At 48.1% G+C, this 12,918-nt stretch carries 11 protein-coding genes; 4 read left to right on the top strand and 7 right to left on the bottom strand.

All coding sequences use genetic code 11. The features are described from left to right. From NFI80_RS04470 to NFI80_RS04450, 5 genes are all read right to left on the bottom strand, one after another. Entirely contained in the window at positions 1 to 948 is a 948-nt protein-coding gene (locus NFI80_RS04470) for a D-ribose ABC transporter substrate-binding protein (RefSeq protein ID WP_235164753.1), read from the bottom strand. Positions 949 to 960: 12 nt separating this feature from the next. Then, entirely contained in the window at positions 961 to 2,370 is a 1,410-nt protein-coding gene (locus tag NFI80_RS04465; RefSeq protein ID WP_235164754.1) for a DUF1593 domain-containing protein, read from the bottom strand. 84 nt (positions 2,371 to 2,454) lie between these two features. After that, positions 2,455 to 3,429, bottom strand: coding sequence for a transketolase family protein (locus NFI80_RS04460; RefSeq protein ID WP_235165098.1), 975 nt, complete (start codon positions 3,427 to 3,429; stop codon positions 2,455 to 2,457). Between the two features lie 21 nt (positions 3,430 to 3,450). Further along, positions 3,451 to 4,284 carry a transketolase gene (locus NFI80_RS04455; RefSeq protein WP_233797960.1) on the bottom strand — a complete coding sequence of 278 codons (834 nt, stop codon included), beginning with the start codon at positions 4,282 to 4,284 and terminating at the stop codon, positions 3,451 to 3,453. A 15-nt stretch (positions 4,285 to 4,299) separates the two neighbouring features. Beyond that, positions 4,300 to 5,712, bottom strand: coding sequence for an L-fucose/L-arabinose isomerase family protein (locus tag NFI80_RS04450; RefSeq protein WP_235164755.1), 1,413 nt, complete (start codon positions 5,710 to 5,712; stop codon positions 4,300 to 4,302). Between the two features lie 202 nt (positions 5,713 to 5,914). Here NFI80_RS04450 and NFI80_RS04445 point away from each other — a divergent pair, with 202 nt between their 5' ends. Further along, the gene (locus tag NFI80_RS04445) at positions 5,915 to 6,268 is read left to right on the top strand and encodes a hypothetical protein (RefSeq protein WP_235164756.1); all 354 of its coding nucleotides are present in this window, start codon (positions 5,915 to 5,917) and stop codon (positions 6,266 to 6,268) included. Between the two features lie 510 nt (positions 6,269 to 6,778). Here the strand turns inward: NFI80_RS04445 and NFI80_RS04440 are convergent. Both NFI80_RS04440 and NFI80_RS04435 read right to left on the bottom strand, forming a co-directional pair. After that, on the bottom strand, positions 6,779 to 6,955 hold the full coding sequence (locus NFI80_RS04440) for a hypothetical protein (protein ID WP_235164757.1): 177 nt from the start codon (positions 6,953 to 6,955) through the stop codon (positions 6,779 to 6,781). Between the two features lie 449 nt (positions 6,956 to 7,404). Further along, complete coding sequence (locus tag NFI80_RS04435) at positions 7,405 to 8,172, bottom strand: DeoR/GlpR family DNA-binding transcription regulator (RefSeq protein WP_233797959.1); 768 nt, start codon at positions 8,170 to 8,172, stop codon at positions 7,405 to 7,407. Positions 8,173 to 8,394: 222 nt separating this feature from the next. Here NFI80_RS04435 and NFI80_RS04430 point away from each other — a divergent pair, with 222 nt between their 5' ends. Genes NFI80_RS04430 through NFI80_RS04420 form a run of 3 tightly spaced genes read left to right on the top strand, consistent with a single transcriptional unit; the run spans position 8,395 to position 12,915 of the window. Continuing rightward, positions 8,395 to 10,176 carry a PA14 domain-containing protein gene (locus tag NFI80_RS04430; protein WP_235164758.1) on the top strand — a complete coding sequence of 594 codons (1,782 nt, stop codon included), beginning with the start codon at positions 8,395 to 8,397 and terminating at the stop codon, positions 10,174 to 10,176. Continuing rightward, the gene (locus NFI80_RS04425; RefSeq protein ID WP_235164759.1) at positions 10,170 to 12,119 is read left to right on the top strand and encodes a plastocyanin/azurin family copper-binding protein; all 1,950 of its coding nucleotides are present in this window, start codon (positions 10,170 to 10,172) and stop codon (positions 12,117 to 12,119) included. Before NFI80_RS04430 ends, NFI80_RS04425 begins: the two co-directional genes overlap by 7 nt. A 43-nt stretch (positions 12,120 to 12,162) precedes the next feature. Further along, on the top strand, positions 12,163 to 12,915 hold the full coding sequence (locus NFI80_RS04420) for a 3-keto-disaccharide hydrolase (protein WP_233797956.1): 753 nt from the start codon (positions 12,163 to 12,165) through the stop codon (positions 12,913 to 12,915). Positions 12,916 to 12,918 lie beyond the last annotated feature (3 nt).

Raw genomic sequence — 12,918 nt, 5'->3', positions numbered from 1 at the left:
CTATTCCTTTTTGCCGTAGGCGGCGTAATTTTCAATGTTATCCTTCACAACCAGCTCCACAGCCACCGGCATCTTCCTGGGAAAATCGCGCTTACCTTTGAAATATTCATCGGCAAAATTGGCGGCCGTCTGAGCCATTACCTCGGGAAACTGCATGCCCGTCGCCAGTATTTTTCCATCCTTGATAGAATTGACAACATCTTCGGCACCATCAAACCCGAAAACTTTCACCTTATCCGCCTTCCCTGCAGCGACGAGGGCCTGATAAGCGCCCATAGCCATCGCATCGTTGCCACAAAAGACCGCATCAATGTCGGGATGAGCCTGTAAAATCGATTCGAGGACTTCCATCGCTTTGTTTCTGTCGAAATCGGCGCTTTGCTGCGCCACCATTTTTAAATCGGAATAATGGTCCACCACACTGTGAAAGCCCTTGGAGCGGTTCCAGGTGTTGTTATCGCCCACCATGCCAAGAATCTCGACGTATTTTCCTTTTTTATTCAATGTTTCCACAAAATAACGAGCGATCGCCACGCAGCCCGAATAGCTGTCGGACAGGATTTGCGAAGTTGCAGCCTCATTGGAATTCACTTCCCTGTCCATGCAAAAAACCGGAATGCCCGCTGCTGTGGCATTTTTGACATTGACAATTGAGCCGTCCGCGTCTGTCGGATTAAATAAAATTGCATCATAACCGCTCGCCATTGCATTTTCAAAATGATCTGTTTCGAGCGATGTATTGTTTTGAGAATCAAACACTTTTGATTCGTAACCCAATTCCTTTGCTTTGGCCTGCGCCCTTTCCGCCAGGAACACAAACCACGGGTTATTCAATGTTGAAACGACGATCGCCATTTTCTTGGGCTCGTCAGAACCGTCTTTGGACTGGCAGCCCGCCAGCGCAATGATGGCATAAAATAGAATGCTGAATGTTTTGATAAATCTCATAAACCGATCCGGTTACTCAGGATAAACTGTTACGATCACACGCTGATAACGCGTCAGCGCCGGAACGCCTTTGTCCGTTACAGCCAGGATAATGTGGATCGTCTCCGGTTTTTCAACCTTAGGAGCCGTAAAGAATGTGTTTTTAGCCTGCCAATTGTTGATTCCCAGCGGGTCTTTCTGGTTATAGGAGCCGGGCTCCGGATAGTAGATCCATTGGTAAGTAAGCTCGTTTCCATCCGGGTCCTCGGAACCCTCGGCGCTTAATGTTACTTTCTCGCCGGTTTTGGCTTTAATGGCGTTTGCATGCTTCAATGCTGCTTTGGGTGGATGATTTGCTTCTTTGTAAGGTTTGATCGTCCAATCCATACGCGCTGCAAAATCGTGCTGAAAGGCTTCCCGCCATCTCCATAATGTTGCCTTATTGCTGGTGTGAAACAAGCTGTCAGCGCCCTTCACTTCGTCCATGGCATCGGTGTAGATGGGGCGGGTTTCGGGCTCATAAAAATATTTCAGCGTATGCGGCGTGTAGAGTTCATACCGGCCGCCCCATCCTCCGTATTCAGGATGTTCGGGATCATTTAAACCGTTGTTGATCAGTCCTAAAAATGAGGGCGTGTCGCCTTCCATCAGGAACTTTGTGAACGGATATTCTGCGCCCAGCGGTCCGTGGTTCCGCACGTTTTCGTCGAGCCAGGGATTGTCTACAATGGTAAAATTGGCGCCAGCGAACCGGCCGTGAAACTTATCACCGCTAATGCCCGACCAGGTTGCAGAATGGTAAGCGCCAGCGGCATGGTAACCTGGACTGCCGACGTAGAATAGATCAGGAAAATTCTTACGGATCCATGGCCCGGTATCGTCCTGGTCCGAAATGGTATACATCCGGATTTTGGAGACAAACTTTTTAAGATCTTCCGGCGAGCGGGTCATTTTTACTTTCCAAAGCGCCTGTGCAAGACAATTGGCCCCGCCCCAAACGGGAATCCACACCGGCCGGTCATCTTTTTTATCAACCACTTTAATGATCCATTCCGAGCCCTCAGAGTCTTTTCCTTTGCCCACCGCATTCAGGCCAAATTCGGGAAAACTGCTTTTGGTAACGCTGAGGAGATATGCTGTTTCGGGAAAACCTTTCTCGTGCAGCAACAGGTTGTTCCTGACTTTGCCATAAGCGTTTATCAACTGTTTGATTTTTTCAGGAGCGATCCTTTTTTGCTGATGTATGGAAGTCGTCGCGATCAAACCCTCTACATCCCAGTGATTGGAATAAGTAAGAAAACGCACCATGGATTGTGTGTCATCAGGTTCATTTTCAATGTCTGTCAAAATCAAAACCCTGTGCTTTTGAGCAGCGGGCTGGGCTTTGGCGAATGAAAATCCAAGCATTAAGGCAGATATAGCAATGTATCTTGACAACTTCATAAAAAATTCGCGATTTAGCATATTTGAAAGAAGCGGCTTATTTCCTGACTTATCACGGAAAACTTTACCCCTACCTGATTTTATTTATTCCCCCAAAAGGGCAAGTGCAGCCTGCGTAATACCCTCCTTCGAAATCCCATAATGATTGAAGATCTCCTGCTGGGAGCCTGTAACCGTATATTCATCGGGTATACCCATGATTTTGAAAGGGTTACGAAAGTTATTCTGGAATAAAAATGAAGCGCAAGCCTCCCCTAAGCCGCCATACACACTGTGTTCTTCCACGGTAATGATGGGTTTTCCCGAAGCAGCGATCTCAGCTAACAGATTGTAATCCAAAGGCTTGATCGTGTGCATACTCACAATGGTCGTGGTAATGTTAAATTCCTGTTCGAGGTTTTGTGCTGCGGCGCAGGCATGTTCTACAGTTTCACCCGTGGCAACGATGGTCAGGTCGCTTCCCTCCCGGATTATGCGGCCTTTTCCAAATTCAAATGATTTTTCGGCAGACAGTAAAGGCATTGATTTTTTGCCGAAACGAATGTAAACCGGCAGGTCGGTTACTGCTGCGAGCTTCACGGCCTGTTCCGCTTCAAAATTATCGGCCGGGGCCACGATAATGAGGTTATGAATGGTCCTTAACACCGCAAAATCGTGCAAACTGTGGTGTGTAGAGCCTAATGCACCGTAACTCACACCGGCACTGATGCCCACGAGCGTTACGGGATTATTGGAATAAGCAACGTCATTTTTGATCTGTTCCAAAGCGCGGGCTGTGAGAAAACAAGCTGGCGAAACCGCAAAAACCTTTTTTCCAGTCGAGGCAATGCCGGCCGCAACTCCTACAAGATTTTGCTCCGCAATGCCAACTTCAATGATCTGCTCCGGAAATTTCTGGCCAAAAGGAACAAGCTTTCCCGACCCCCGCGAGTCGCTGGTTACGACGATAATGTCCTTGTCCGTCTCTGCCAGCAGCTGCAAAACGCCCGAAAAAACTTCCAGGTTGGTCTGTTGCGCAACCGCAATGTTTTCAATAGTCGCATCCACCGTGCTATCCATTTTGATTATCAATCTCTTATTTTAAGCCGAAGCCAGCGTTTCTCCATACAAATCGAGTTCCTGGACGGCATCTGCGTACTGCTTGGGGTCTGGAACGCCATGGTGCCATTTGAGCTGATTTTCCATGAAACTGATGCCCTTACCCTTTACCGTATGTGCAATAATGAGGCTGGGCTTGCCCTTCGCAAAAGGCAGTGCATCAAATGCCTCTGTCAATTGTTTGATATCATGCCCGTCCACATGCCGCACTTCCCAGCCAAAAGCCTCGAATTTTTTATCGACCGGGTCGGTATTCAGGACATCGGCCGTCGGCCCCGAGATTTGCAATGTATTTTTATCCAAAATCGCGCACAGGTTATCGAGCTTATAATGCGCCGCCGACAATGCTGCCTCCCAGTTTGAACCTTCGGGCAGTTCGCCGTCTCCCAAAACCGTGAAAACGCGGTAATCTTTTTTATCCAGTTTGCCCGCAATGGCAGTGCCTACACTCAGCGAAAGACCGTGGCCCAATGCGCCCGTATTCTGTTCAACACCATGCACTTTACGTGTCGGATGTCCGATGTAATGTGATTGATATTGACAAAGCGTTTCCAGATCGGTTTCCGGAAAAAATCCCCGGGAAGCCAGCACTACATATAATGCTTCCACCGTGTGCCCTTTGCTTTGAATGTACCGGTCGCGGTCGGGAGAAGTGAAATCGGTTGCGTCCACCTGCATCGTGTGGTTGTAAAGCACATTCAGGATATCAATACACGACAGGCTGCCGCCGGTGTGCCCGGCTTTGGCCTGGTAAATGTATTTGAGGATTTTCTTCCGGTACTCCACCGATTTCTGCGCTAACTCCTTTTCCGACATGGTTTTTCTTGACTACTAATTATCAAAAAGCTGCACTTCCCAGCCCATATAATTGCCTAATGCTTCTTTGAGAATGCCCGCTGTTTTGGATGCGTTCATTACCACATGGTGTTCAAAACCATTGCGACAGATGTATTGCATTAAATTTTGCAGGTTTGGGATTTCGGCCACGGCCCGGTTACCAAATGTTTTTAATGTATCATCCGTTAGCCTGCCCTCACCAATGTATGCCTTCATCACGCCGCGCGGATCGTCCGTGCTGATGCGGCCAAATGTAAGCGGCATAGCAGGCGTGCGCCCCGACAATGCGCCATATGTATTTTCCTCTCCCACAGACGTTCCTAAAATCGGCGCGGTGCTGATTTCAATGTCGGGCAGGAAGGATTTCGCCCAGTTTCCGCAGTGGAAAAGGACACATTTGTTATCGTCATCTGCGTAATTGTTATTCCAATCCACAAGTGCGCTCGGCGAGCCGGATGCAAGTTGCAAAGCGTACATGCTTAATGTTCCGGTTACATCCACTTCACAGCCGCTCGGGAGCATATTTTCGCTCATTATGCTCATGCTCGTACACACGTTGCAGCCATAATTCTTTTGCACGGAAGTCCAGCACTGGATGGCCGTTGCGTCCAGTGAATTTTCCTGCATAAAATCCGACAGCACCACATCGAGCTTTGCCATCTGGATCAACGCTTCATTGGGCGTCAGTCCCGTGGAAGCATAATCGCGGATTCGCTGCAAACGCTGCTGCACGCTTGCATCCTGGGCGGTGAGCTTGTTGGCATTGCCCAAAATCTCCGAGAGGTCGACCGTCACAACGGAAATACCGTTTCTTTGCAATATTTTCTCGCTGTAACGGACGGTGTTGAATCCTCCGGGACGTGCGCCGATAGCGCCGATACGAACATTGCGCAAACCTTTGGTAACACGGCAAACGGCCGTAAAATCCAATAGGTCCTTCACAAAAGTGGGATCGGACGGATGCACTACATGCTTAGTGGTCAGCGTATATTTGATGCCAAATTGGTATAAATTGTTACAAGCAGAAATCTTTCCGCACCAGGAGTCCCGTCGCCGGGCCACATCGAGCTTATCCAGGTCGTCGGGATAGCCCTGTACCAGCACCGGCACATTGAGTTCGGCCAGTTTTAATGTTTCTGCAATTCCTCTTTCGTCACCGAAATTGGGCAAAACGACGAGTACGCCAATGATTTCATCCCGGTGTCGCCGGAACAATGCTGCACATTTCTGTGCGTCCTGAAACGTTTCGACGCCGCCGAGTTTGGTATCCTCGGTATCGAGCATAATGCTGTTGACCTTCAATTTCGCCAGCAGGTCAATAATTTCCACACGCGCCTCGGCGACCAGCCTGTCCGGAAAAAAATCCCTGTTCCCTATGATCACTCCGATACTTTCTTTTTCGCTCATTTTGATTTTTTTATTTCCCGCCAGGTTGAAACCTGGGGCTAGGATATTTTATGCCCCTGATGGGGCTTTTTCTTTTGATCCCCGGGTTGAAACCCGGGGCCATTTTATTTATTAGCCCGATTGGCTTTTTTATTTACTACTGGCAACCAAAGCCCGTAGGGCTGAATCATATCATGGCCCCAGGTTTTAACCTGGGGATCTTATGAGCCAGGATTTTTTTTGCCCCTGGGGGGTCTTTTCTTTTTCTTATAATCCCCGGGTTGAAACCCGGGGCCATTTTGTTGATCAGCCCGATGGGCTTTTTTATTTACTACTGGCAACCAAAGCCCGTAGGGCTGAATCATATCTTGGCCCCAGGTCTCAACCTGGGGATCTTATGAGCCAGGATGTTTTTTGTCCCTGGGGGACTTTTTTTTCTTTTTCTTTTGATCCCCGGGTTAAAACCCGGAGCCATTTTAATGATCAGCCCGATGGGCTTTTTACTTACTACTGGCAACCAAAGCCCATAGGGCTGAATCATATCATGGCCCCAGGTTTCAACCTGGGGATCTTATGAGCCAGGATATTTTTTTGCCCGTGTTGGGCTTTTCTTTTTCTTTTGATCCCCGGGTTGAAACCCGGGGCCATTTTATTGATCAGCCCGATGGGCTTTTTACTTACTACTGGCAACCAAAGCCCATAGGGCTGAATCATATCATGGCCCCAGGTTTCAACCTGGGGATCTTATGAGCCAGGATTTTTTTTGTCCCTGTTGGGCTTTTCTTTTTCTTTTTCTTTTGATCCCCGGGTTAAAACCCGGGGCCATTTTATTGATTAGCCCGATGGGCTTTTTTATTTACTACTGGCAACAAAAGCCCACAGGGCTGAATCATATCATGGCCCCAGGTTTCAACCTGGGGATCTTATGAGCCAGGATATTTTTTTGCCTGTTGGGCTTTTCTTTTTCTTTTTCTCTTGATCCCCGGGTTAAAACCCGGGGCCATTTTATTGATCAGCCCGATGGGCTTTTTTATCTATAACTGGCAACCAAAGCCCATAGGGCTGAATCATATCATGGCCCCAGGTTTCAACCTGGGGACGTTTCGACGCCGCCGAGTTTGGTATCCTCGGTATCGAGCATAATGCTGTTGATCTTCAATTTCGCCAGCAGGTCAATAATCTCCACACGCGCTTCTGCGACCAGCCTGTCCGGGAAAAAATCCCTGTTCCCTATGATCACCCCTATACTTCCTTTTTCGCTCATTTTGATTTTTTTATTTCCCGCCAGGTTGAAACCTGGGCTAGGATATTTATGCCCCTGATGGGGCTTTTTCTTTATCTTATGATCCCCGGGTTAAAACCCGGGGCCATTTTATTTATTAGCCTGATGGGCTTTTTTATTTACTACTGGCAACAAAAGCCCATAGGGCTGAATCATATCATGGCCCCAGGTTTCAACCTGGGGATCTTATGAGCCAGGATATTTTTTTGCCCCTGGGGGGCTTTTCTTTTTCTTTTTCTTTTGATCCCCGGGTTGAAACCCGGGGCCATTTTATTGATTAGCCCGATGGGCTTTTTTATTTACTACTGGCAACAAAAGCCCACAGGGCTGAATCATATCTTGGCCCCAGGTTTCAACCTGGGGATCTTATGAGCCAGGATATTTTTTGCCCCTGGGGGGCTTTTTCTTTTTCTTTTGAGCCAGAATGTTCTTTATCCAGCTATGATTAATTCGATTTCATTATCGTGAAAAAGCTGTTTGTGTTTTTCTTCGATTCCTGCGTCGGTGATTACATAGTCTATCAGGGACAGGGCTCCTAAACTTGCGAAAGCGCTTTTGCCTACTTTGGTGGAATCTGCTACCAGGTAAGTTGTGTCAGCCGCGTCGATCATAGCCTTTTTTACTACTAAATCACTGATACTGGGGTAAGTAAGGCCCGATTTCAGCGATAAGCCGGCCGTGGCCAAAAACAACTTCTGCACATTAAGCCCTTTGAAAAAATCTGCGGCCTTCTGCCCTGTAAGCGACAATGTCGGCGGCTTGAACTCGCCTCCTGTCATGATCACTTCTATCCCCGTCTCTGCGCCGAGCAGCAATGCAATGTTCAATGCATTGGTAATCACGGTCAGATGCCGGTTGCTGCCTCTCAGCTTTTTGGCTATTTCCGTCGTTGTTGAGCCGGAATCAAGGATAATGGTGTCGCCATTGGCAATGTATTCCATGCACTTTGCCGCGATCGCTTCTTTTTTATCCAGATGTTCCTGGTTAGCCAGTGAAAAGTTGCGGACCTGGTCTTCTACATTCTTCAAAAAAGCACCGCCGTGTTCTTTGGTGACCAGCCCATCCTTTTCCAGCTTGTCCAGATCCTGCCGGATCGTCACTTCGGTTACTTTGAAAAGTTTGGCCAGGTCAATCACTTTCGCCGAGCCGTCCTCTTTAAGCAATTCCAGTATTTTGTCCCTTCTCTGATTTGCGAGCATTTATGTTATAGTTTGTAGTCCTTATGGTTTTTACCTAAAAATAGAAGGAAAACTATTAAGTAATCATATCGGAACAGAAAATAAACATAAAGACTGCACAAATAGATAGGTTTTACATATCAAAAGCAAATTTGCGAAAATAAAAGAAAATAAAAAATAATAACAGAAAATAAAATACTATAATTGTAATACTATTTCCTGGTAAGTGAATACAAGACTTCAATGATGCCTATCCCAATATTCGCCAAAAAGCTCCTGTCAGCGGTTTTGATTTTGTACGCACCGCTCGCCTTCGCGAAATCCGACATGCAAAGCCTTCCATTCGATACATTAAAGCTGGATAATCTGGAACAATTCGGCAGTCCGGATAACAAAACCTGGCATATCGCGGGCAATGTGTCCGCCGACCGGAAGCAAACGGGAAACCTTGACGAGACGAAGGGAAAGGGAATTTTGGTTTATAAACCTTTGAAACAGAATCATCCACTCACCAGCAAAGCACAGTTTGGTAATTCCGATATTGAGCTGGATTTCCTTTTGTCTAAGGGCGCATCTTTCCAAATTCTGCTCCATGATCGCTATGGCATCAAAATCACGGATGATTGGATGAAGGAAGTCAATCCCGGAGCCAAAGCGCCTGGTCTGTGGCAACATTTAGCGATCCAATTTCAAGCGCCGGTTTTAGATAAAGATGGAAAAGAAAAGCAACCGGCACGCTTCAAGAAGATCTTGCTGAATGGCCAGGAATTTGTTAATAGGGCTGAGAAACGAAGCATTAATACGCGTGGGAAAAATTCAAATTACTCATTGACATTTATAGGAAACGATCTGCCCTTTGCGATCAGGAACATTCGATATAAAACCTACAACGGGGATTTGATCCGCATATCCGATACGAAATTCAAGGTTTATCAGGGCCTGCACAAAAATCCTGACACACTGGTATCGCTGCAACCCAAACGCACCGGCGCGACGGACACCCTTTCGCATTTGGTTGGCGACCGTAAATCGCAGCTGGCGATGGAAGGCATAATGGACATTCCGCGCGACGGAGATTATCTGTTCAAAATGATCGCTGGTGGCGGCGCATGGTTTTACCTGGACGGAAAACGGATCATCGATAATAAAGGGACTCGGGATTTTGAGCGTGCGTTTTATGCCAAACATCCGCTCAAAAAGGGAAAATACCCATTCAAAATCATTTACTCCAATTCGGACGAATGCCTCGTTTTGCATTATGAAGGTCCGCAAATTCCCTGGCAATCGCTTACCACACCGGCTTCCATGCGTGTGAGCGAGCGCTTTGAACCGCTTGAATATGAAGTCAAAAACAGGCCTGCCATGCAACGCGGATTCATGATGCATCGCAATGAAATCAATCCTTACACGGCCTCCGTCGGCATTCCGGCCTCGACTTCCGCAAAGGAAAAGAGCGGGAACAATTATGCGTACGATATGAAGCGTTATAATTTGCTGTCGGCGTGGCACGGACGGTTTATTGATGTTTCCAATTTGTGGACGGAACGCGGTGAAAAGCAACTCGAAATCCCACTCGGCGCCAAACTCGAACTGGCCCAAAAGCCCCTGCTGGCCAATCTATCATCTCCGAAAGCGCCATGGCCAGATTCAGCGCAAACAGCGGAAGGCGTTTTCACAAACCGTGGTTATAAGCTGACTAACAGTGGATTACCCATTTATTTTTATACACTTAATGGGACTACTGTTGAAGATCTGATCCGCGCAGCCATTGATAATGCAGGATTAACCAGAGAAATCAAAACGGTTTCAAAACCTGGTTCAAACGCCTATCTCTTGCTGGCGGAAGGAAGGGTGATCGAGCAGACAAATGGCGGCGGATATGCCGTGGATGATAAGAGCTACTATATAGAAAATCTGGAAACGGGAGGTGTGAAGCCGATTCTCCGCCTCGATAATGGCCGCCAGCAACTCATTCTGCCGGTTCAAAAAGATACACTTACGATTAAGTATAATATAATATGGTAAGGTGCGCAATTGTTGCATTGTTGTTCATCTGCGCGGTGAATGCTCTTGCTCAGAATGTTTTAGAAAATGAAAGTAAATTTTACAAAATATCGACAGTGCCTGTGCCCGACAGCATTATGCTGGAAGTAGGCGGACTGGCATTCACCGATGATGACAAACTCGGCGTGGCCACGAGGCGCGGCGAGATCTGGGTGATTGACGATCCATATCAGAAAAGAAGCCGGACACCAGGTTATTCGCTCTTCGCCAGTGGGTTGCACGAACCGCTTTGGCTGGCTTACAAGAAGGGCGCTTTTTATACTACGCAGCGCTCCGAGCTCACCAAAATGTCGGACAGCAACGGCGATGGCCTGGCGGACCTGTTCCAAACCGTTTACTCCTGGCCGATCTCCGGAAACTATCACGAATACTCATACGGCCCGCTGATCCTGCCGAACGGCGAAATGTTGGTGACGCTTAATCTGAGTTGGGTGGGCCGCGGCGAAAGCCTTACCAAATGGCGCGGATGGATGCTTAAAATTACAGAGGATGGCAAAATGACGCCCTTTGCCACGGGTATGCGTTCGCCGGCAGCCTTTGGGCTGAATGCTTACGGAGACATTTTCGTGGCAGAAAACCAGGGCGACTGGATCGGCTCAGGGCGCATCACGCACCTGAACGCAGGCGATTTCGCAGGGCATCCGGCAGGGTTGAAATGGGCATCGGAACCAGGTTCACCTATTGATTTGGAACGCTCCTCTTTTACCGATTCCATTGGCATTATGTACGATTATGCAATGGGGAAACCGCATTTCAAAGTCCCGAGCATTTGGTTTCCACACACGGTGATGGGCATTTCCACTTCTGCGATCGTGTCCATGGATTCGGAAGAAGCCGGGCCTTTCAAAGGGCAGCTGCTCGTTGGTGATCAAGGGCATAGCAAAATTATGCGTGCATTTTTGGAAAAAGTGAATGGCCAGTATCAGGGCGCTTGTTTTCCATTTCGCGAGGGCTTTGCTTCTGGTATTTTGCGCATGGCCTGGGGAAGCGATCACTCCCTATTTGTTGGCATGACGAGCCGCGGCTGGGCGTCGACCGGGAAAGAGCTTTTTGGTTTACAAAGACTGATTTTTCCAGAACAATTCCCATTGGAAATCAAGGCAATGCGCATTACAACAACCGGTTTTGAACTTGAATTTACCAAACCCATAGACAAAGCGGTTGCTGGTGCCACAGAGAATTATAAAATGACCGGTTTTACTTACAGCTACCACAAAAAATACGGCAGCCCGGTTATCAATTCAGGAAATTGCCATGTGGAAAAAGCGGAAATTTCAGAAGATGGGACAAAGGTGAAACTGACTGTTAACGGGCTTCGTGCAGGCTACATTCATGAGTTAAAAATTGCAAACCTGGCGACACCGAAAGGCGAAAAGTTGCTTCATCCCGAGGCCTATTACACCATTAATTCATTCCCAGAAGGCACCAGCCATACGCACCATGCCATGGCACATTCGCAAGCACCCGCATCAGCGACAGGCTGCGGGACTGATCCTACCAAATCCATTCACGAGCAGCCCTCAGAATGGAAAACGGGAGCTGATGTGACGATCAATATGGCCACCAAGCCGGGGTTGAAATTTGACAAAGAAATTCTGGAAGTGAAGGCAGGCAGCAAGGTGAAGCTCGTGTTCGATAACAATGATGACATGCTTCATAATCTGGTGGTTATCACACCGGGAAAAGGCGAAGAAGTGGGTCAGCTGGCCATGGATATGGGCCTCAACGGCACCAATGCCGGCTACATCCCGGACACTAAATCCGTCCTCTTCCACACCTGCCTCATCCAACCCGAAACCTCCCAAACCATCTATTTCACCGCCCCAAAACCAGGCGACTACCCATTCATATGCAGCTTCCCCGGGCATTCGTTCGTGATGAAAGGGGTTATGAAGGTGCGGTGAAATGCTTTTCTCATCAAGTCGTGCCCCTTTTTGTAACACTAATATGAAACATCAGCAAATTTCTGCAATCCTAGTTTTAAATCTGCTGCTGAACGTGGTAGCGCCCGCCCAAACCCTCCCACCCGCTTCTGCCACGGAAGACTGGTCGGTGAAACCGCCGGTTGTGATGCCTGGGGAGCGGGATATGCCGCCTTCTGATGCAGTTGTGTTATTTGGCGGGAAGCAGGATTTGGGTCAGTGGGTGCACCTGGATGGGTCGGCCGTGAAATGGGAGGTTAATGCGGAGGGAATGACGATCGTTCCTAAGACGACGGACATTCAGACGAAGCGGAAATTTGGGAATGCGCAGGTTCATGTTGAATGGAAGACGCCCGATCCAAAAGAAGATAAAGGCATGAACCGGGGCAATAGCGGTGTGTTTCTGATGGGACTCTACGAATTACAGATCTACGAATCCTACAATTACGAAACACGGATCTACTACAACGGACAGGCCGGAAGCGTTTACAAACAACACGTTCCGCTGGTAAACGCGGCGCGCAAGCCGCAGGCCTGGCAAACCTTTGACATTGTTTTCACTGCGCCGGTTTTCAATGCCGACAAGACATTGAAAACACCGGCCTACATGACGGTCCTGCACAATAATGTGCTGATCCTCAATCACGTGGAACTGAAAGGACCAATGGTTTACCAGGGCTATCCCAAATACGAATATCACGAATCGAAGCTGCCATTGCGGTTGCAGGAACATGGCAGCCGCGTGAGTTTCCGCAACATTTGGATACGGGAATTTTAAGCA

Source organism: Dyadobacter chenhuakuii (assembly GCF_023821985.2).
In the GTDB taxonomy this organism is placed as follows: domain Bacteria; phylum Bacteroidota; class Bacteroidia; order Cytophagales; family Spirosomataceae; genus Dyadobacter; species Dyadobacter chenhuakuii.
Note: the sequence above shows the minus strand (reverse complement) of the source record. Positions and strands in the feature narration are given on the sequence as shown.